The 20,086-nt window shown below is 48.2% G+C and carries 18 protein-coding genes and 1 other annotated feature; of the genes, 12 read left to right on the forward strand and 6 right to left on the reverse strand.

The features are described 5' to 3' along the window. The 6 genes from B2633_RS00515 to B2633_RS00540 form a co-directional block, all read left to right on the forward strand. The coding region (locus tag B2633_RS00515) for a hypothetical protein (RefSeq protein ID WP_483168580.1) at positions 1-255 on the forward strand (255 nt) is incomplete at its 5' end. Between the two features lie 139 nt (positions 256-394). Next, positions 395-1,894, forward strand: a complete 1,500-nt coding sequence (locus B2633_RS00520) for a spore germination protein (RefSeq protein WP_483168581.1) — start codon at positions 395-397, stop codon at positions 1,892-1,894. Positions 1,895-1,917: 23 nt separating this feature from the next. Continuing rightward, positions 1,918-3,129 (forward strand): Ger(x)C family spore germination protein, encoded by a 1,212-nt coding sequence (locus B2633_RS00525; protein ID WP_483168582.1) that lies wholly within the window; start codon positions 1,918-1,920, stop codon positions 3,127-3,129. 1 nt (position 3,130) lies between these two features. Further along, positions 3,131-4,252, forward strand: coding sequence for a GerAB/ArcD/ProY family transporter (locus B2633_RS00530; protein WP_483168584.1), 1,122 nt, complete (start codon positions 3,131-3,133; stop codon positions 4,250-4,252). Positions 4,253-4,289: 37 nt separating this feature from the next. Continuing rightward, entirely contained in the window at positions 4,290-4,454 is a 165-nt protein-coding gene (locus tag B2633_RS00535; protein WP_483168585.1) for a hypothetical protein, read from the forward strand. A 392-nt stretch (positions 4,455-4,846) separates the two neighbouring features. Beyond that, positions 4,847-5,770: a glucosamine inositolphosphorylceramide transferase family protein gene (locus tag B2633_RS00540; protein WP_483168586.1), complete on the forward strand. Its 924-nt coding sequence runs from the start codon at positions 4,847-4,849 to the stop codon at positions 5,768-5,770. 13 nt (positions 5,771-5,783) lie between these two features. Here the strand turns inward: B2633_RS00540 and B2633_RS00545 are convergent, their stop codons facing one another. Beyond that, on the reverse strand, positions 5,784-6,776 hold the full coding sequence (locus tag B2633_RS00545) for a Stealth CR1 domain-containing protein (protein WP_483168587.1): 993 nt from the start codon (positions 6,774-6,776) through the stop codon (positions 5,784-5,786). A gap of 277 nt (positions 6,777-7,053) precedes the next feature. On the opposite strand from B2633_RS00545, the gene B2633_RS00550 reads away from it, so the two are divergent. Beyond that, on the forward strand, positions 7,054-7,734 hold the full coding sequence (locus B2633_RS00550) for a GNAT family N-acetyltransferase (protein WP_483168588.1): 681 nt from the start codon (positions 7,054-7,056) through the stop codon (positions 7,732-7,734). Positions 7,735-7,779: 45 nt separating this feature from the next. On the opposite strand, the gene B2633_RS00555 is transcribed toward B2633_RS00550, so the two are convergent. Then, positions 7,780-10,326 carry a PocR ligand-binding domain-containing protein gene (locus B2633_RS00555; protein ID WP_483168589.1) on the reverse strand — a complete coding sequence of 849 codons (2,547 nt, stop codon included), beginning with the start codon at positions 10,324-10,326 and terminating at the stop codon, positions 7,780-7,782. 365 nt (positions 10,327-10,691) lie between these two features. Next, positions 10,692-10,932 (forward strand) — a binding site (T-box leader). 93 nt (positions 10,933-11,025) lie between these two features. Between B2633_RS00555 and B2633_RS00560 the strand changes: the two genes are divergently transcribed. After that, on the forward strand, positions 11,026-12,393 hold the full coding sequence (locus B2633_RS00560; protein WP_483168590.1) for a TrpB-like pyridoxal phosphate-dependent enzyme: 1,368 nt from the start codon (positions 11,026-11,028) through the stop codon (positions 12,391-12,393). Positions 12,394-12,702: 309 nt separating this feature from the next. Here B2633_RS00560 and B2633_RS00565 read toward each other — a convergent pair whose 3' ends face one another. The 4 genes from B2633_RS00565 to B2633_RS00580 all read right to left on the reverse strand — a co-directional run bounded on the left by B2633_RS00565 (position 12,703) and on the right by B2633_RS00580 (position 16,124). Then, positions 12,703-13,032, reverse strand: a complete 330-nt coding sequence (locus tag B2633_RS00565; protein WP_481038389.1) for a rubredoxin-like domain-containing protein — start codon at positions 13,030-13,032, stop codon at positions 12,703-12,705. Between the two features lie 186 nt (positions 13,033-13,218). After that, positions 13,219-14,856 carry an FAD-dependent oxidoreductase gene (locus tag B2633_RS00570; protein WP_483168591.1) on the reverse strand — a complete coding sequence of 546 codons (1,638 nt, stop codon included), beginning with the start codon at positions 14,854-14,856 and terminating at the stop codon, positions 13,219-13,221. Between the two features lie 13 nt (positions 14,857-14,869). Further along, positions 14,870-15,085, reverse strand: a complete 216-nt coding sequence (locus B2633_RS00575; RefSeq protein ID WP_483168592.1) for a DUF2769 domain-containing protein — start codon at positions 15,083-15,085, stop codon at positions 14,870-14,872. Positions 15,086-15,239: 154 nt separating this feature from the next. Beyond that, positions 15,240-16,124, reverse strand: coding sequence for a fumarylacetoacetate hydrolase family protein (locus B2633_RS00580; protein ID WP_483168593.1), 885 nt, complete (start codon positions 16,122-16,124; stop codon positions 15,240-15,242). A 335-nt stretch (positions 16,125-16,459) separates the two neighbouring features. Here B2633_RS00580 and B2633_RS00585 point away from each other — a divergent pair, with 335 nt between their 5' ends. The 4 genes from B2633_RS00585 to B2633_RS00600 all read left to right on the forward strand — a co-directional run bounded on the left by B2633_RS00585 (position 16,460) and on the right by B2633_RS00600 (position 19,906). Continuing rightward, on the forward strand, positions 16,460-17,227 hold the full coding sequence (locus B2633_RS00585; RefSeq protein WP_483168594.1) for an ABC transporter ATP-binding protein: 768 nt from the start codon (positions 16,460-16,462) through the stop codon (positions 17,225-17,227). Then, positions 17,220-18,089, forward strand: a complete 870-nt coding sequence (locus B2633_RS00590; protein ID WP_483168595.1) for an ABC transporter permease — start codon at positions 17,220-17,222, stop codon at positions 18,087-18,089. The genes B2633_RS00585 and B2633_RS00590 overlap by 8 nt, the downstream gene beginning before the upstream one ends. Continuing rightward, a complete protein-coding gene (locus B2633_RS00595; RefSeq protein ID WP_483168596.1) occupies positions 18,089-19,075 on the forward strand; it encodes an ABC transporter substrate-binding protein in 987 nt (328 codons plus the stop codon). The genes B2633_RS00590 and B2633_RS00595 overlap by 1 nt, the downstream gene beginning before the upstream one ends. Positions 19,076-19,396: 321 nt before the next feature. Beyond that, positions 19,397-19,906 carry a lecithin retinol acyltransferase family protein gene (locus B2633_RS00600; RefSeq protein ID WP_483168597.1) on the forward strand — a complete coding sequence of 170 codons (510 nt, stop codon included), beginning with the start codon at positions 19,397-19,399 and terminating at the stop codon, positions 19,904-19,906. The last annotated feature ends 180 nt before the right edge of the window (positions 19,907-20,086 follow it).

The raw sequence follows: 20,086 nt of genomic DNA on the forward strand, positions 1-20,086 counted from the left end.
AGCCGTATGGCTGTGCGCAGCGGCGCCTGGCTGTTATGGGAAGCGGAAAACGGCAAAATCAGCTTTAACAACCCCAGTTCACTTATCATCAACGGCAAGAAAGACGCTGCCCCGGTAGATCAATACTTAATGAAGCAGGGCCGCTTCAACCGCTTGCTTAAAGGCCCTGATGCTAAAGAGCGCATCGCCGAAATTCAAGGCGACATTGATCGCGAGATCGCTTTTATGCGGGAACGGGCCAAGATTACCATTTAAACCTGTAGTAAGACCTTCTCCCTGGGACACCGGGGCGGGCATATGTCCGCCCCTTTTGTATTTTCCAGGCGGGTATTGGGCAAACAATATTATGTAATATTATGAAGACCTGATCATTTTGAGAATTTGGTGGATAATTTTGGAGCAGAAGATAAGCGGAGATTTGCGCAAGGACGAGCAATATTTGATCACTACCATTGGTCAGGGTTTGGATACTCAGTACCGTCATCTGCTTATCCCTGCCCTGGATAGCTGCAGTGCGCTTATCGTATACATTAAAGGCCTGATCAATATCACCGAACTTGAAGATGCCATTATCAGACCATTGACCGTACCAAATCGCATCGGAACCGAAAAACGGGTCAAAAAAATCACCCTGCCCGACTTCATAAAATCATCTCTGTTCATTGCGGGGATAAAACCGAGCCAGAACTGGACCGAAATTTGTGATGCCATCGTTTCCGGGAATTCAGTACTGTTTATAGACAAATATCCCGGCGCTTTTATCCTGGCCAATACCGGTTGGGAGTCAAGAACCATCAGCGAACCCACCTCGGAAGTGGAAATAAGAGGCCCCAAGGACAGTTTTGTGGAAGACCTGGTGCCTAATATGGCATTGATCAGACGGCGCATCAGAGACTACGGTCTGCGTTTTGAGGCCATGCGCCTCGGTGACCGGACTAAAACCGATATCGCTCTGGTATACATAGAGGGTCTGACTAATGATGAGATATTGACAGAATTGAGAACCCGTCTGGGAAAGATTAAAATCGACGCCATTATAGCCAGCAATACTATTGAAGAGCTAATCGAAGATTCCAAGTATTCCATATTCCCCAAAATGCTGCGCACCGAAAGGCCTGACAAGGCCACAGCGGCATTGTTGGAAGGAAGAATCGTGCTCATAGCCGACAATACGCCCTTTGTAGTAATCGCCCCCACGATCTTCTGGCATTTTTTGCAGTCCCCTACTGATTATTATGAGAAATATATTCTGGGCACTTTTTGGAGATGGATCAGGCTCCTGGCTATGTTTCTGGCCGTATCCAGCTCATCCGCCTATGTGCTCTTAACATCATTTCATCAGGAAATGCTGCCGACTTCGCTGGCTTTAAAAATCGCTGCCGACCGGCAAGGAGTGCCTTTCCCGGCAGCCATAGAAGCATTCATTATGGAAATCCTATTGGAAGTAATGAATGAAGCCGGGCTGCGGCTTCCCAAAGCCCTGGGACAAACCGTAAGCATAGTGGGAACCCTGGTGATTGGCCAGGCCGCAGTTCAAGCCGGTTTGATAGGGCCGGCACTGGTTATCGCAGTTGCTACCGGGGCTATTGCATCCTATGCCATCCCCTCTTTTGCCATGAGCAATACCATACGTTTGCTGCGCTTTCCGGTGTTGCTTAGTTCTGCTCTATTCGGAATCTTCGGATACCTGGGGGCAATTATTTTTATGACCCTGTATTTGATTTCACTAAGGTCATTAGGTACGCCTTATTACTCGCCCATTAGCCCCTATCAAAAAGATCCCCAAAAGGATACCCTGCTCAGGGCGCCATATACGGAAATGAAAAAACGTCCCGAGACCACCCGGCCTCAAGACAGCGTCAGACAACCAGGCAGTTCGGGTAATAACAACTAATCAGAATAAAAAGGCAGGCCATGATGCGCAAGCTAATTCTTTCAGTATTATTAATCACTCTGTTGTTGCCGGGGGGCTGCTGGGACATGCGGGAAATCAATGAAATAGGCCTGGTTATGGCGGTGGGGATCGATAAATCCTCCCGGGATCCCAATCTATTTTGGGTAACGGTTCAAGTTGCCAATCCCCAAGGCTCAGGTTCCAGCGGCGGCGGAGACAAAGAGAAAAACGAGTCACAGGTCTGGATAGCAAGTGCCGAAGGCAGGACCATTTTTGATGCTATCCGGGAAATCGCGCGTTTTTCCTCCCAGCGCATTATGTGGGCGCATAACAACATAATCGTTGTGGGAGAATCCCTGGCCAGAGAAGATATCACCCCGGTAATCGACTTTTTCACCCATAATTACGAACTGCGTATGAAAACCTGGGTGGCCATCACACCCTTGCAGGCCAGCGACATTATCAAAAGCAATGCCGGCATGGGTAATATCCCGGGCAGGGCCATTACCGAAGTATTCAGATTTCAAAAACTGACCGGCCTGGGTCTGCCCAGCGATTTGCTCAATGTATTTCATGACTTTTCAGATGAAAACAATCATATATTGATCTCCCGCCTCACCTTAAACCAGGCCCTGACTGAAGCCGGTCTCGCCAATGTATCGGAAAATATTGTGGAGCAGATCGAGATATCAGGGATGGCGGTTTTCCACAACACCAGAATGCTGGGGTATCTTTCCGCAGATGAAGCCCGGGGACTGTCCTGGTTTTTGGGCGAAGAGCCCAATTCAGTAATCTCACTGCCCCATCCCGAAAACAGTGTTAAAGCGGTGGCTGTGGAGATGAGGTCAGTACATGCCAAAATCGAATCCCGGCTCAACCAGGATATGCCTGAGTTTACTATAGAAATCTCGGGAACCGGACACATCACCGAAGAAGACATTTCTAGCTCGTTAACTATGGATGAGTTTAAAAGCGCCCTGGAAGGGCTGGCGGAACAGCAGATCGCTACAGAGGTTCGCTCGAGCGTCAGCAAGGTTCAAAAGGAGTTCAGAAGTGATGTGCTGAAATTTGGCAGTACCGTGCATGTGCAGCACAAGAAGGAGTGGAATCAGGACCTAAAATATCGGTGGGCCGAAACATTCCCGGAAGTTGAAGTGGAGGTAGTGGTCAACGTCTCCATCGACTCCAGCACCCTCAATCAAATCCCGCAGAGAAACTATAAGGAGCGATCTTAACATGACCAAAGTGCAAATAGATAGAATGCAATACTTTCTGCTCATTCCCAACCTGCTTTTTCCCAAAGCCATCGGCATAACCGCCGGGGTTACTGCCAGACGGGTGGGAGGGGATGCCTGGACGGCTATGGCCATCGGTTTTGCAGCAGGTACTTTGATGCTCTTGTTGATCGTCTTCCTCAGTTCAAGGTTTTCCAAACTGACCATAATCGGAATCGTGGAACAAGTCATAGGCAAATGGCCGGGCAAGTTGGCGGGCCTGATGCTGGCGGCATTCTTTTCCCTAGGCTTCGCAGTATCTGCCAATGTGATGACTTTGCATCTTAAGGAATATTTCCTGATAGAAACACCCTTCCTGGTTATATGCCTTATCTATATTCTGCTCTGTATGTATGGGGTTATTCTGGGGATCGAAAACATTATACGCTATGCCCTCCTGGGCTTTTTGGGATGCCTGTTGATCAATGTGACTATGATTTTCGGCACTATCGGGGATTTTGAGATGATAAATCTCCTGCCCCTGTTTGACCGCGGGATTGTGGATAATCTGGCAGCTTCTATTTATGTGTTCGGCGACCTGGCTCTGGCGGCCATGGCAATAGGCATGATTTTCCCCATGCTCAATGACAACAATAAAGCAGGTCGGTTAACATTCTGGGCTATGGCGGTTTCCGCTGTAATTATTATTACCTGGCCGGTTTTGGAATTGGGGGTGATGGGGGCGGGCGCCATGGAACAGTATGTGGTGGTGTGTATGCAGCAGATCAGATGCGCCCAGTTGACCAGGTTTTTGCCCCGCTACGAGCTGATCATGGTGTTCTTTTTTACCTTCTCAACCTTCGTACAATCGGCCACCCTGTACTTTTGTGCCATGTACAGCATAAAACAGATCAGCGGCATAAAGAAAGACTGGTATATTGTGGTCCCCTTATCCCTGGTGCTTGTGCCGATAACCTATTTCATGGCCAAGGATCACAATAACTACGTTAATTTCCTGGATTACCCCTGGGCTCAGATCTGCCTGGCAGTCAGCCTGGGATTGCCGCTGCTCTTATTTGTTATGGCCCTGTTCAGCGGGAAGCTCATGACCGCTAGCAGTGCCAATAACAGCACCGGCAGCTAGTTGTAGACTATATCTGGTTTTTGGTAGGAGGCGCCTTATGTCAAGAAAGTGCCATTTCCTGATTTTCAACCTGGTTTTCTTTACCGTGTTGGGCCTGATATTTATCAGCGGCTACCTGCGGCCAGTCCCCGATATTGAAGCCAGTCAAGCCAACCAATCCGGCGTTTCTCAACCTGCCGGAAGCTGCCTATTCTGCCCATAAGCGAAGCCCGGCATCTCAAACCATGCCATTCCCCATATCCCCATATCATGAGGCTGCTATTGTAATATACTCCACCCCGCAGACCCGGACATTTTGCCCCGGCAAATATGTACTGGCAATGACAAATGCTCTGAAATCGCGGCAAACACACCGGGGTTGCCAAACCGCTTGAAAACGTTTGAACAGAAGCATGACAATGGAATGGGGCTGCGGTTACTCGGTCTGATATAATATGGTTGTATGTCTAAGTGGAATTGTATTGCAGAGTGTCTCATTTTTAATGACCCCGAGCAACAAATGGACTTGCCGGGCTAATTCCTTAATTTTCCGCCTTGTCCTGTATTAATTTAAGGTACTATGCAGGGCAGATTTTTATACCAGAGGTTTACACGATGGGGATCAAACATAGATTTTTGCTGGGGGCCTGGAATATCGGGGTAGTACCGTCAGGCATCGATGACATCTTCAAGAACCCCGGTGATCTGAAAATTCGCTGGGTTAAGCATAAATACCGCGACCGTTATTTCGCAGATCCCTTCCTGCAGACTCAAGACGACCGTTATTACTATATCTTAGTTGAGGAATATATTTTTTGCGAGGACAAAGGCAGGATCTCCCGTCTAACTATTGATAAAAACTCCTTAAGGCTGGTCAATAAAGAAACCATCCTCAATGACAAGCATCATCTGTCTTATCCTTTTATTTACCAGGATCACATAATACCGGAAGGCTATCGGAGCGGCGCAGTATACGCATACAAACCGGTGGGCGGAGATGAAGGATACCAAAAATTAAAATTAACTGACCATGCCCTGGTAGATCCGACCCTGCTCGAATATAACGGTAAGTACTGGATCTTTGCCACCACCAGAGAAAGCCGTGAAGATTCGATGAGCAAGCTGAGCATATTCTGCTCCGATCAATTAGGGGAGTTCTCGCCTCATGAAATGAATCCCGTCAAAATCGATTTGAAGACCGCGCGTCCCGCCGGCCATTTTTTTAAACACCGGGGCCGATTATTCAGGCCGGTGATGGATTGCGAGAAATCTTACGGGCATTCCATCAGGATCATGGAAGTCAAGAAATTAACTTGTCAAGAATATTCGGAACAAGAAGTGCTGTCATTGTCCAGTGCCTTATCGCCTCCCTATAATATGGGGTTTCACACTTTTAATGTTTATGATGACTGCGTAATCGTTGACGGCTACCGGGAATATTACAGTTATTTAATTCAGCCGATACTATTCAAGTTCAAAAAATTATGGCTATATTTGTACACTAAATATGAAAGCCCGGGGAAAGCGATCGTGGAGTGAAATCGGGATGCAGTTACAACTCAAACCCCGATTTATCCGGGAGCAGTTGATCAAAACGCTTCTTTACGGCTTCTCTTTTTCGGATGAAGTCGGTTTCGTACACACTATCATTAATGCATATCATTTTATACTCATTGCCGGACATAGCCTCAAAGAGTTCTTGATCATTATCTCCCATCACAAAAAGGCGTCCTGAACTAACAGGTCGGGGAGAGAATTGACCGGATGCATACTGCCAGTAAGAAAAAACATACTGGTTAACATCGTTTATTGTCCGGAATTTGTTTTTGCATGTAGCATCAAGTATAGCAAATTCCTTTTCCCACACTTCTTTACAGATTGAAATCAAAAAAGACGCGGGCAGATGGAAGTTCGCGAAACCAGAAAAGCTTCGCAAAGGCGCATAGTAAATATTGTTCAACAGGTATTTTCCGTATTTCAGGCTAAACCATTTCCCAAAATGGCTTCTTAACACTTTTCTTTTTGTAAAGTATTTATTAATGATGGCCAGGTTGTTAATCAAGTAGTGGAAGAAAGGGTCTTCAGGAACCACGGGCATCAGAGCGGTCATAACCGCGCTTGCACAGGGAAGATGGTTTTTGAAAAAATCTTCGGGCCGCACAGGCTTAATAGCGAAGGTGTCATCGTTGAAATAAACGAATTGTTGGGTCAAACCTTCGATTCGATGCAGATTCAGCTCAATGGCATGAGAGCTGAATGTGGGAAGATATTGCGGTGGTATGAAATCACTGTGCTTGACGATGTTGAGTTTGCCGTGATCCCTATTCAGCCACTTGGGTAAATGGCCGCAGGTCACAAAATGTATTCTACTCACCCAGGGAGCAAATTTCTCTACGCCTCTAAACCAGTATTGCAGGTTGTCCCAATCTCTATACAGATTGGGAGAGTCTTCACAACCGGCCGTCAGATAGCTGTTTTTACTCTTTTGCCAGTCTTTATCATCGCCGTCAACCCAGGTAATGACGAAATCTATGTTAACACTCATTCTTTAACCTCGAAGCTTTGAAATGGGCGCAATCTTGCATCCATATATTAGCACGATCAGACAAATCCTGTATATATCGTTTACATGAACGGAGTATAAACGCATTATTAGGGATTGCTGTTGCAGATCGCAAGTGAAGGCGCTTAATAATGAACTGAAACTGCCTTGGTCACGCACCCGGGGCTTCCCGATATAATAAAACCCGATAATTGAGGAAAAACTTAATAAAACGGTACTTCAACAGCGATACTGTCCTGTCAAAAGGAGATGCAATATTGTGGAAGGAAGCGCAAAAAACGGTTATACCTATGACCGTTTGGGGAAGAAGCGGCAAAGCTTAAGACAAATAACCCGCCACACCTTACTCAGACTGAGAAGGCTCACCTGGAAAAAAATCACCAATCGCCTGGCCAGCCTTATTTACAAAAAGGCGACTCTCCTGGTGGTTCTAAAGCGCTTGGATCAGCCGCCTCAAATAGAGATACCCGGCCTTTCCGTTGAATGCAGGCCTTTAAACAGCAGTCATACCCGGCTGATCTCTGAGCTGAACGGGCTGAGCAAGGAACGAATTGCCACTTTTTTTGCCGAAGGAGCCAGATGCCTGGGGGCTTTTTACAATAATCAGCTTATCGCCTATTCCTGGTGTCATTACCAGAACCGCCAGTTCCCATTCTTCAGCTATTGTCTGGAGGTAAAAGCCGGAATATATATCGGTCCCAACTATGTTGATACCGAATTCAGGGGGAATAGAATACACGGTTTTCTGCTGACCAAAATATTTGAGCTTTTATATAAAGAAGGCTGCCGACAGGTGTGGAGCAGCGTTTTAATCAATAACCATGCTTCCATTAAAGGCTTGAAGAGCACCGGCTTCATTCCACAAAAGCAGATTGAAGTGAGCAGGATACTAAACAGCATCGCCCGCCAACACCTCAAAGAGCTAAACCATTGGCCATAATACCGGGATAGTTTTCACCACTATGCCATTATTTTTTATCTGCCATCACTGAGGAATTGGAAACCTTATAAAGAAGGCAGTACCCTTTGAACTGGTCTTTACGTCAATTGTGGCATTGTGGCGAGCCGCAATACGGTAGCAAACCGCCAGACCCAAGCCGGTTCCATTCTCTTTGGTGGTAAAAAAGGGCGTCCCCAGTTTATCAAGAACGGCTCGGTCTATCCCGGAGCCTTGATCCTCAATTACCAGTAGTGCATTTTCATTCTCCACCAGGGTTTTAATAGTTACCGCCCCGGTTGACGACATTGACTCCAAGCCGTTTTTAAGCATGTTCAGTATAAGCTGATGGATCTCTTCCTTATCGAGGAGCAGGTCAGGGAGATCATTGAGTTCATGATAAATGTATTGATTCCTGCTCAGAGCACTGGCCTCAATAAGCGGCAGCGACTTACTGATGATCGCATTAAGATTCTGCCGGGTCATATCCACCATTTTGTTTTTCGCCAGTGAAAGGAATTCAGTGATAATGGAGTTAGCCCGGTCCAGTTCTTCGATCATCAGATCAAAGTAGTCCTTATCTGGTTGATAATCCTCCCTTTCCCGCAAGAGCTGCAGATACCCGCGTACGGTTGTCATCGGATTGCGGATCTCATGGCCGATGCTGGCTGACATTTCTCCAACCAGGTTAAGACGGTCCAGCCGGGTCATCTCAATTTCCATTTTTCTTTGCTCTGTTATGTCGACTAATATACCGAGTATACAAGACCGGCCATCAACAACAATATTTTCCGTAGAAATCAGGCCCAATCTCTGTTCGCCTTTCTTGTTACGAAACATGATTTCCATATCCCGAACTGATTGATTGGTCAAAAGCAGCCATTCAGCCTGGTCGTAGTCGGTAGCCTTCATAAAAAATCCCAACTCCAGAGGTGTATGACCAATAGTATCTTCATAACTGTAACCGGTACAGTGGCAATATGCCATGTTGACCATGATGTATTTCTGATCATCTGCAGAGATAATCACCATTGGTATGGGGCTGGTATTGAAAGCCTTAGAAAAAAGTTCCTCTGACAAACGGATTTGATCCTGGATGCGTTTACTTTCAGTAATATCTTTGCATGATTTTAGGAAATGCGGTTTGCCATCGAGCTCAAATATTTCTCCGGAAAGGCAAAAGGTTCGTATCTCGCCGTTTTTCAATCTTAGTTCAACTTCAAAGTCCCTGATGCTTCCGTTTTCCCTAAGTGCCTGGAATAGGCGCTTGCGGTCTGAAAAATTAACCCAGATTTTTAAATCGTAAACCGTGCGGCCTATGGTTTCTTGTCTGGTAAAGCCGCTAGTAGTGACAAAAGCATCATTGACTTCCACGAAGCGCCCTTCCCTCAATATGGTTATTGCCATAGGGTCGGGGTTATACTGGAAGGCTTTCAAAAACTTCTGATGTGATTGACGCATAGCGGTTTCGGCCCGCTTCAGGTCTGTCAGATCGATATGTATTCCCGCCATGCTCAAGGACTGACCGGCTGCATCTCTCTCAACCACCCGGCCCCGCGACATAACCCACTTCCACTCCCTTGATTTAGTGAGCATACGATATTCCATTTCAAACTTGGTGGTTTTCCCCAACAGATGGTCATTGATAGCCTGCAGCATAGCCGTTTTATCATCAGGATGCACCAGTCTTTCCCAAGCGTGAATGCAGGGTTCCAGTTCTTCCGGCGAATATCCCAACATCTCAGCCCAGCGGGGGCTGTAATATACTTCGCCGGTTACGGTATTCCAATCCCAGAAACCGTCGTTGTGAGTCGCCCATACCAGTCTCAGTCTCTCCTCACGGTCTTTAATAATTTTATCTGCTTCCTCCAGTTTGCGTTTTCGCTCCAGACCCATGGCTATAAGCATCTGTCCCAACTTGGAGTAAAAGGCCATTATAGCCCCCACCTGCTCTTCAGAGATTATGGGCACCCGGCGAAGTGCTTCCATATAGGCGTTTTCGTCAAATCCATGCTCTTGCGCCTGTTGGCGAAAAAAGTCCTCGTCAGGCGGTTCATGAAGAAGTTGTCCCAGGAAAATGCCGCCCAAATGCTGACCTTCCACTACGATGGGAGTGCCGTAGTCCATCAGGCCGTTGAGACACTTATAACCTATATACGCCTCCTCATGCAGATGAGCGGCGATGTAAGCGTCACTTTGCTTGCATCTTTCGTAGGTCTCAGGGCATTTACGGTGAAAAAGGGCACATATGTCCTGCCAGCCTATCCCGCTTATGACGTTATTCTCTTCATCATGCAGTCCATATGGAATTCCGGTGGCCATATAAAATGAGTTCAACAATTGTTGAAGACATTGAATATCCACCAAATCCGAGAACCTAAATTTGATGGGCTTTTCTTGGAATTGCTTCTGAACCGGGTCGGTAACGTATATTTCAGACCTGCCGGTTGAGAACCATTGATATTGAGACCTCGTTTCATTACCCTGCCGGACTACACCGTGGTTTGCAAAAACAGATTCCAACGCCGCATTTCTTGACCTCAATTCGACCAGTTCTTCTATAAGTTGCTCCTTAGTTTTATTTTCGTCCTTCAAGTTACACCCTCCGGAGATTAGAATAATGATATTACTTACAATATACTATTCTTATATCTAAGTTTGTCGAAAATGGTTAGGACTGAACGGCGGATAATCATAATTCAGGCTGGATTCGGCATGATTTGGGCAGAAGAATATTCATATTCCGGGGTTTATAATCATTTCTTTATCATCCGCACTATGGCCAGGCTCGGGGCAACTGTAGTTTGGCTGGATCTGGCGAAGCGCTTACTGCAGAGTATTTGAATAGCGAGGATATATTAAAGAAATTGTCATACTCGTAAAGATGCCCTATCATGCGGCTGCAGCATATATGCCGTCATGCGCTTGACAAACTGAACCGGTAACTGTAAAATCCAGATTATTAACCGATGAGTCAGAGAAGTAGGCTTGATACTGACTTCCAGAGAGTTGCAGAGGCTGGGATTGCAGCAGTAACAGACAAGTTGAATGGACTGACGAGGGTGGCTGCAAAATGAAACAGAGTAGTGGCCAACGGGAACTCCGCCCGTTATCAAGGGAGCGCGCATGCTGGTGCGCGGAACGAGTGGGTCATCGACCAATTTGGGTGGTACCGCATGAGTAAGAGCTCATGTCCCTTAAGGGACGTGGGCTTTTTTATACGGAATCTGCACAGATTATATTTAAATACCAGTGATGCTGCAAATATCAACAAATTACAAAGGGGGAAAAAACATGGCCCAAGTCCCGTACAAAACCTATTTAACCGAGGAAGAAATCCCTAAACAATGGTATAACATCCGCGCCGACATGAAGGAACAACATGATCCATTTCTCAATCCCGGAACCCTTCAGCCTATAACCGCTGAGGATCTGTATCCCGTGTTTGCGAAAGAACTCTGCCGGCAGGAGATGGATGCCGAGACCAGGTACGTGGATATCCCCGGCGGTGTCCTCGACTTCTACCGGATGTTCAGGCCCTCCCCTTTGATTCGCGCCTACAATCTGGAGAAAGTGTTGGATACGCCGGCTAAAATCTACTATAAATTCGAGGGCAATAACACCTCCGGCAGCCACAAACTGAATGCAGCCGCTGCCATGGCTTATTACGCCAAAGAAGAGGGCCTGACTTCTCTGACCACCGAAACCGGGGCCGGGCAATGGGGCACCGCGCTGTCTATGGCCTGCGCCTTCTATGGCCTGGATCTTACCGTATTCATGGTCAAGGTTTCTTTTGAGCAAAAGCCTTTCCGCAAATCGGTGATGGAAACCTACGGGGCCAAAATAATCCCCAGCCCTTCCGATACTACCGAGGTAGGCCGGGCTATTTTAGCCAAAGATCCCACCACCGGCGGCAGCCTGGGCTGCGCCATCTCCGAGGCCATAGAACTTTCCTTAAAAGATGACCAATGCCGTTATGCTCTGGGTTCAGTCTTGAATCAGGTGCTGCTGCATCAATCGGTTATCGGCCTGGAGAGCAAAATCGCCATGGAAAAGATCGGCGAATACCCGGACATCGTGATCGGCTGCGCCGGGGGCGGATCCAATCTGGGCGGATTGATGGCGGCCTTCATGCAGGATAAACTGACCGGCAAAGCCAACAGCAGGTTTATTGCGGTGGAGCCGGCTTCCTGCCCTTCACTGACCCGCGGCAAATACGCCTATGATTTTTGCGATACCGGCAAAATCACCCCGCTGGCCAAAATGTACACGCTGGGCAGTGATTTCATTCCTTCGCCCAACCATGCCGGCGGCCTGCGCTATCATGGCATGTCGCCCATTCTCTCCAAGCTCTATCACGATGGCTACATGGAAGCCATCTCTGCGGAGCAGACCAGGGTTTTCGACGCGGCCACCCTGTTCTGCAAGCGCGAACAGATCTTGCCGGCGCCCGAATCCGCCCACGCCATCTATGGCGCGGTTGTGGAAGCCCTCAAGTGCAGGGAATCGGGCGAGGCCAAAACTATTCTATTCGGCCTGACCGGTACCGGCTACTTCGATATGCATGCTTACGCGCAGTATAATGACGGAACCATGTCGGATTACATCCCCACTGACGAAGACTTGCAGCGAGGATTTGCAGGCCTGCCTAAAGTGGAATAGTGTAGAAAAGCTTTGAAACGGCTCTTAAACAGGCTAGTTTTCTTGGCAGGTTCAAGAGCCTTGTGATTTGGACCGGGCTATTCCACAACGCGATAAGTTTATGTAAAATTACCTGCACACCAACTACAAACCGTGTTTTTAGCAGGTGAATCCAGCATCGCCGGCTGGGGAAAGCCACAACTGCATCAAAAGAATAAAGAGAGGCTATCCCTTTTGTCTATACAGACTTTGGGGACAGCCTCTTTCTTACAGGCCGCTTGATCCCAGTTGCCTTGTGGTCAGTTCATGAGAGCTTCCGGGTATGCTGTCTTACCACTTTCCCTTACCGAGATGACCGGCAATTTCAGCTTTGCTTCTTTGTTTAATAATCCAGGCTTCATCGCGGGCCTGTTCAAACAATGCTACGCAGGGAGGGTCCAGGTTGATTTCAATGCCTTCTTTAGCCAATTTCGCGATTTTCATGGCCAGTCTAATGATTTCCATATGAATATCATTGGTACGGTCCGAAGCATAAATTTTTTGGGCATCTTCTTCGGACAAGGCAGCGAATTTCTCCTTAGGCGACATGCATTTGGGGCATTTTGGCGGCGCCTCGCTTCCTTCGTAAACAAAACCGCAAACCGAACATTTCCATAACATAATTTTCGTCTCCCTTCATGGTCTGATTTACTGCCAGTCGCAACTGGACCTTTCACTCGATAATCCAAGGTTCAGATAGAAATCTTTTGACCTTCCGTATTCGTTGTCGACTCTGTCTCCGTTACCTGAACACTGCCAGCGCTTTTCGAAGTCAATGATCCGTCCTTTTGCTTAACGGCTCCCCAACTAGACCTCTTTCTCGGCGCCCATGCTGGCATGCAAACCGGCCAGGTATCCAAAGGTCATAGCCGGACCCAGAGTGCTTCCGCCTCCCCAATAGGCCCTGGCCACCGGGGAGGCCACGCAGTTGCCGGCGCCATACAGCCCGGCAATTGGCTGGTCATACACATTCAGAACCTGGGCATATTTATTTATCACCGGGCCTCCATTGGTGTCCAGGGTGCCTGCGCCAAGGATGATGGCATAATATGGCCCCTGATCGCTGAGCGGATACATGGTATAGTTCAAACTGCCCGCCGGAGGCCATTCTACGCCGGGAACGGTGGGGGGAAATGTGGTCCACTCCCGGTCATAGTTGTAATCACCGCGGCCGAAATCCTTATCCTGACCTGTTCTGGCGAATTCATTGAAACGCGACACGGTATGTTTCAGATTGTCCTCAAAACCCGGGTCCAAACTGAATCCTCCGGTTTTCGAGGCCAGCTTGCTCAGGTGCTGGGTTATAGCCAGGGTCAGTTCTCCCCAGCTGTCCCCTGTGATGATGTAGGATGCGTCCACCCCCTTGACCGGATAGGGCGGGAAGCCCTGCCAGAGTGTTGCGGTGCGCTGGTCGAATATCATGAAAACCAGCATATTGCTCCATTCCGCCCGCTGAGGATCCCAGACGAAGTGGGTCATGGTGCGGTCGTTGTAATTGCGCTTTTCATTCATGATCCTGCGGCCATACCGGTTGACCTCGATCACACTGTCTCCGGGGATATAAAAAACATTGTGCACGCCGTCCGGATCGGCCAGGGCTTCTTCAACAATGATTTCGGCCCGGAAGGCGCCGACCATGTTGCCCAGTTTGGCTCCTATCGCACCTGCCATTTTGATAAAATCTCCGCTGTTGGTCGGAGCGGCGCACCCCCCAAAACTTGGTCCAGGCTGGAAATGCAGCATCAGTTCAGAATTATGCGTATAGCCTCCGCTGCCGAAAATAACCGCCCGGTTTGCCCGAAATTTGAGGTTTTTCTGGTCCGGGCCGATCACTTCCAGACCGATGACCTCCTCCATGGAATTTCTCAGGATTTTGCTGGCGCGATGATTGGTCAATACCTTAATCCCCTGTTTTCCGGCCTTGGCCTTCAACTGCCGGATCAATTCTCCGCCAAAACCCTGTTTGCCGTCGGCATTGCGGGCATACAACACCCTTCCCCGCACTGCTTTGTTTTCGGGGAGATGATCCATATAATCCACCTGCGGTTTACCGGTCCAGTTGATTTCCTGAATGCTCTGCAACGCTCCACAATCAGCCAGGAAATCGATTGCTTCTGCCGCCCGGTCATAGTAAGTTTCGATCAAAGCGAACTCGTTTTCCGGCAGTCCCAGCCTGGAATCTTCAGGATTGTAGAGCTGGGGATAGGAATAGCGCGCCATATAGCGCAGGGCGTCCTCTTTGGCGTCTATGATGCCCAGTTCTTTTTGAAAGCGGTTATTGGGAATCCAGTATCCGCCGCCGGAGCGCAGGGTGGTTCCCCCGATGATAGGCCCTTTCTCCAGCATGAGCACTTTGCCCCCCCGTATGCTGGCAGTGAGCGCCGCCGAGAAAGCGGCAGCCCCGCTGCCAACCACCAGAATATCGGCAACCTCATCAAACTTCATGTTCAACCCTCCTTCAACCGATGTCCTCCTCATTACCGGGAATGCAATAATACTCCTTGGAAAATCCCTTTTCTTCATATATCGGGCATCCCGGACAGACACACCCCGACCCGACGGTGATGCATTTGCTGCTGCCATATTCGGGAAGGCAGAAGGCCAGCGGCTCACCGCAGTTTATGTAAGAGGGGCACATTTTGCAGATACATCGCTTCTGGTCATTGTTGTCCATTAATAAACCTCCCTTTCCGCTGCCTGGCTTAGATTCTACCTGATAAATAAAACATGAGTCATTGGGTGAACTTTTATAATATTGGATTTATTTTAACATAAAAATATGATAATTGATTAGAAATTTAAAAATAATTTACCTGGAGGTGTCACCCCTAGACGGCCACAACCTGGTTTACCAGTTTGCCGATTTTTTCGATATAGCATTCCACAATATCGCCGTCAGCCAGCAGTCTGGGAGGTTCGAATCCCATGCCCACCCCGCTGGGGGTGCCGGTCATGATAATATCCCCGGGGTGAAGGGTTAAGCCTTTGGAAAGATCGCTGATAATAAAAGGGATGTCAAAAATCATCTGCCTGGTGTTGGAGTCCTGCCTCAACTCGCCGTTTATCCTGCATTGTATATCCAGTTCCACTGGCATGGGTAAGGCGCTTTTGTGAACCAGAACCGGTCCCATGGGGCAAAAGGTATCCAGGCTTTTGCCTTTAAACCACTGTTTATGAACCCCCTGCAAATCGCGGGCCGAAATATCATTGGCAATGGTATAGCCAAAAATGTAATCTTCTGCCCCCTCGGGCTCAATGTTGCTTCCGGTTTTGCCTATCACCACCGCCAGCTCAACCTCGTAATCTACCTGTTGGGTAACCTGTGGTGAAAATTTGATCCGGTCCCCGTGGGCGATGGCCGGACTGGCGATTTTGCTGAAATAAATCGGGCAATCAGGTATTCCGGTGTCAGAAATCTGAGTCATTTTTATCTCCTGAGCATGCTCTATATAGTTCTTTCCCAGGCAAAAGACATTGCGCGGCGGATTTGGTATGGGGGCCAGCAGTTTGATCTCTTTTAAGGGCAGGCAATTGTATTTTCCCCTGGCAATCGCAGCAGACAATTCTCTCAAATGATCGGAACTCAAGTTTTCTATTAATTCCAGCATCGAAGTAAATCTTGTTTCCAAAAGTGCATTTAGCTCTATAACCCCATCTTCAAGCATGATTCCGACCTGGCTTACATACTTATGGCAAAATGAAACAAACCTCAAACTGACTCCTCCTATCTGCCCGGCGCCTCTTCATAGAACCTTCTTGATTTGTTAACATCTGTGACCACAATTAACGCGCATTTGAATTGCATATTGGCGATATTCCTCAAATATAAAACTGTCTCAGACAATCATAATATATGGGAAAGTGAGGGGGCAAGCGGAGTGAGGTTCTTGACCTGCGCATTTAGCTCAAGTCAAGAACCTCACCCCGCTTGCGCGTACCTCTTTATCCTCCGCCCGCTTTATCCCCCGCCCCGCTTGCCTCACAGAACACTCACTGTTTGATGTCGGCTCGAATAACATATTAGGAGTAGATACCGGGGGGTGATTTTTTGAAGCCAGTGGTAGAAGTCCGCGGGGTTGCCATGACCTATCAATCCCCAAACGGCGAAATCCAGGCCCTGGACAACATTGATTTTGCAGTAAGCGAAGGTGAATTTGTCAGCATAGTCGGACCCAGCGGATGCGGGAAATCGACCCTGCTTTCTATCATATCCGGTCTGCTCAGCCCAACCTCGGGAGAGGTTCTGCTGTACGGGGAACGAAACGCCGGCTCTTCCAAAAAAACCGGTTATATGCTGCAAAAAGATCATCTCTTTGAATGGCGAACCATTTTGCAAAACGTGCTCCTGGGGGTTGAGATTCAAAAAGCCCTCAATCCAGAAACCAAAGAAAAGGCTATCAATTATTTGAAAACCTATGGCCTCTATGAATTTCGCAACAAATATCCTGAGCAACTATCAGGCGGTATGCGGCAAAGAGCGGCCCTGATCAGGACCCTGGTGCCGAACCCCCAAATCCTGCTGCTCGACGAGGCTTTTTCCGCCCTGGACTACCAAACCCGCCTGGCGGTCAGCGAGGATATCTACGACATCATCAGAAAGGAGAAGAAGACCGCCATACTTGTGACTCATGATATCAGCGAAGCCATAAGCATGTCTGACCGGATCGTGGTGTTAAGCCACCGGCCCGGGCGTCTGAAAAGAATCCACAACATAAAATTGAGCTGCACCAGCCGGACTCCGATCAACTGCCGCGAAGCACCGGAATTCAGATACTACTTCCAGGAAATATGGAGGGAGTTGGATATTCATGTCTGAGCCAGCTGCTGCTATGTCAGCGGTTAACAGTCAATTATCCGAAATATCGCCTGCACATGCCCAATACCTGAATATGCTTAAACGGAAAAAGATCACGGTTCGTGCCACTCAATTCATAATTCTGTTCCTGTGCGTCGCTCTGTGGGAAATACTGGCCCGGGCGGCCATCATCGACCCCTTCATAACCAGCCAGCCTTCCCGGATAATCAGAACCATCGGGGTTTTGTACAATGAAGGCGCGCTCTTCCAGCATATCGGGGTGACCTGTCTGGAAACCATCATCGGCTTTCTTTTGGGGACGGTCTCCGGGGTTTTGTGCGCCATTGCCTTGTGGTGGTCGAAATTTTTGTCAGAGGTGTCTGAACCGTACTTGGTGGTCTTAAACAGCCTGCCCAAAATCGCTCTGGGTCCGGTTTTTATCGTTTGGATCGGCGCCGGCCCGGTAGCCATTATTGTCATGACCCTGGCTATTTCGCTGATTGTGACCATCCTGGAAGTCTTAAACGGTTTTATGGGGGTTGATCAGCAGAAAATCAAACTGGTGCACTCCTTTGGCGGCACCAAATATCAGGTGCTGACCAAGGTTTTGCTCCCGGCCTCATTTCCCAGTATAATCAACGCGCTCAAAGTAAACGTGGGATTGTCGTGGGTCGGTGTCATTGTGGGCGAGTTCCTGGTTTCCAGGGCCGGCCTGGGATATCTGATTGTCTATGGCGGCCAGGTTTTCAGACTCGATTTGGTCATGACCAGCGTGGTTATTTTGGGAATTGCGGCCATGGTCATGTATCAGGGAGTGGTTTGGTTCGAAAGTTTTGTCTTGAGAAAAAATGGTCATGCGCAAAGAGAGGAGAAGGATTGGTAATGAGGAAATTAACGGCGCTATTGTTGGTTTTAACGGTAGGATTCACTTTGGTTTTATCAGGGTGCAGCCCTGCACAGAATGAACTCACCAAGGTCAAACTCTGTGAGGTCACCCACTCGATTTTCTACGCCCCGCAATATGTGGCTTTAAACCAGGGATTTTTTAAAGCCGAAGGCTTGGAAATCGAACTCACCAATGGCCAGGGAGCCGATAAGGTCATGACCGCGGTCTTGACCGGGCAGGCCGACATCGGTTTAGCCGGCCCGGAGGCCAGTGTCTACGTCTATAATGAAGGTAAAGAAGACTATGGAGTGGTATTTGCCCAGTTGACCAACGGAGACGGCACCTTTTTGATGGGCCGGCAGCCCGATCCCGAATTCCAGTGGAGCGATTTGAAAGGCAAGACCATTATCGGAGGACGCAAAGGCGGAATGCCGGCCATCATACTGGAATATGTCCTGGAGAAGAACGGCATGACGGTGGGAAAAGATGTTTTTATCGACACCACCATGCAGTTTGCAGCCATGCCGGGGGCTTTCCTGGGCGGTCAAGGTGATTATGTGATCATTTTTGAGCCAACCGCTTCAACAATGGCCAAAGAAGGCAAAGCCCATATAGTAGCCTCGCTGGGCAAAGAAAGCGGTGAAGTCCCCTATACCGCTTATTTCACCAAAAAGAGTACCATCGAGAAAAATCCCGAGCTGGTGCAGAAATTTACCCGGGCCGTCTATAAGGGACAGCAGTGGGTAGACAGTCACTCCCCCGCAGAGATCGCCCAAACCATCAAGCCCAGCTTTCCGGATGAATCCGAAGAAATACTGATCAGCGCCATTAAGAACTACAAAGACCAGAATAGCTGGAAGAAGGACCCCTTATTGCTGGAAAACGATTTTTATCTCCTGCAGCAAATCATCAAAGATGCCGGAGAACTGGAAAAGATAGCCCCTTATGACAAAGTGGTCACCGGCCAGTTTGTGCCTAAATAAAAGTAATCAAGCGGAGGGCTTCGGCTAATAGAATCCCTCCGCTTTATCTCTGCACCATGCGGCCTTATGGAGGGCGGTATTATTCACCGCCCCATTTGCATTTTCCCTGGATACCTTTAAATTGGATTCGAAACAGCCTGCCGGAGAGGAATTTAATGTATAATTATATAAAGATTAGCAAAGCGGGGTGATACTGATTTAATGAATCGGAGGAATAATGCCAGAGGTCGTAGTTTTCATATTATGTCGACGAGTATAATCTGAGGATCGGCATCGTAGACTTTAAATACAACGCTCAACATCAGTTTAGGGGGAGATCACATGGCTGATGAGGTTGTATCGGCAAGTTTCGGCGATATTATTGGCGTTTACCGCGGTCCCACCAAACACTATGGGGTTTACATCAATGACCATAGCGTGGTGCATTATGCCCCGTATATTGACGAATTTGAGAAGTACCACTATATCCGGGAAACCACCCTGGATAGATTCCTGCATGGCAAAACCGGCTATTTTATCTGCATTTTTCCTGAGACTAATGAAAATGAACCCATCGACGTATTGGCGGCCCCGTTTCGAAGCTTAACCTCCCTTATCGACAGGCTAAAGCTGTTGGAATTAATCCGGCAAAGCCCCTATTATCGAATCTACTCGCCCCGTCAGACTGCACAGCGGGCATTAAGCAAGGTTGGGGAGCGCGAATACAGTCCTTCCATCAGCAATTGCGAACATTTTGTGGTCTGGTGCAAGACCGGAATTACAGAAACCTCCAAAGTAAAATGCTTATTGGGCTTATTGCCCAACGTGCCGGCAGTTCTTTCCATAAACTAGCATAAAGCTAATTTCTATATTACGGAACTCCCGATAATACGGGAGTTCCTTTTTGTTGACCCCGGGCCACACAGTTGAACTCCCCGCATTCACAAATGATTGATAATTCGCATTTCCCGCATCCGGCACAGTAACCAAATTATGGTATTAGAGAATAAACTAGAGTAAATCTAAGCAGCC

It is taken from the genome of Syntrophomonas sp. UBA1041, assembly GCF_002316705.1.
Classification (GTDB): domain Bacteria; phylum Bacillota; class Syntrophomonadia; order Syntrophomonadales; family Syntrophomonadaceae; genus DTU019.

What these genes read in the sequence shown, in the direction of transcription:
- B2633_RS00525 (WP_483168582.1), top strand. Translation starts at nt 1,918, where the DNA reads ATGCGCAAGCTAATTCTTTCAGTATTATTAATCACTCTGTTGTTGCCG.
- B2633_RS00530 (WP_483168584.1), top strand. Translation starts at nt 3,131, where the DNA reads ATGACCAAAGTGCAAATAGATAGAATGCAATACTTTCTGCTCATTCCC.
- B2633_RS00535 (WP_483168585.1), top strand. Translation starts at nt 4,290, where the DNA reads ATGTCAAGAAAGTGCCATTTCCTGATTTTCAACCTGGTTTTCTTTACC.
- B2633_RS00540 (WP_483168586.1), top strand. Translation starts at nt 4,847, where the DNA reads ATGGGGATCAAACATAGATTTTTGCTGGGGGCCTGGAATATCGGGGTA.
- B2633_RS00545 (WP_483168587.1), bottom strand. Translation starts at nt 6,776, where the DNA reads ATGAGTGTTAACATAGATTTCGTCATTACCTGGGTTGACGGCGATGAT.
- B2633_RS00560 (WP_483168590.1), top strand. Translation starts at nt 11,026, where the DNA reads ATGGCCCAAGTCCCGTACAAAACCTATTTAACCGAGGAAGAAATCCCT.
- B2633_RS00565 (WP_481038389.1), bottom strand. Translation starts at nt 13,032, where the DNA reads ATGTTATGGAAATGTTCGGTTTGCGGTTTTGTTTACGAAGGAAGCGAG.
- B2633_RS00570 (WP_483168591.1), bottom strand. Translation starts at nt 14,856, where the DNA reads ATGAAGTTTGATGAGGTTGCCGATATTCTGGTGGTTGGCAGCGGGGCT.
- B2633_RS00575 (WP_483168592.1), bottom strand. Translation starts at nt 15,085, where the DNA reads ATGGACAACAATGACCAGAAGCGATGTATCTGCAAAATGTGCCCCTCT.
- B2633_RS00590 (WP_483168595.1), top strand. Translation starts at nt 17,220, where the DNA reads ATGTCTGAGCCAGCTGCTGCTATGTCAGCGGTTAACAGTCAATTATCC.
- B2633_RS00595 (WP_483168596.1), top strand. Translation starts at nt 18,089, where the DNA reads ATGAGGAAATTAACGGCGCTATTGTTGGTTTTAACGGTAGGATTCACT.
- B2633_RS00600 (WP_483168597.1), top strand. Translation starts at nt 19,397, where the DNA reads ATGGCTGATGAGGTTGTATCGGCAAGTTTCGGCGATATTATTGGCGTT.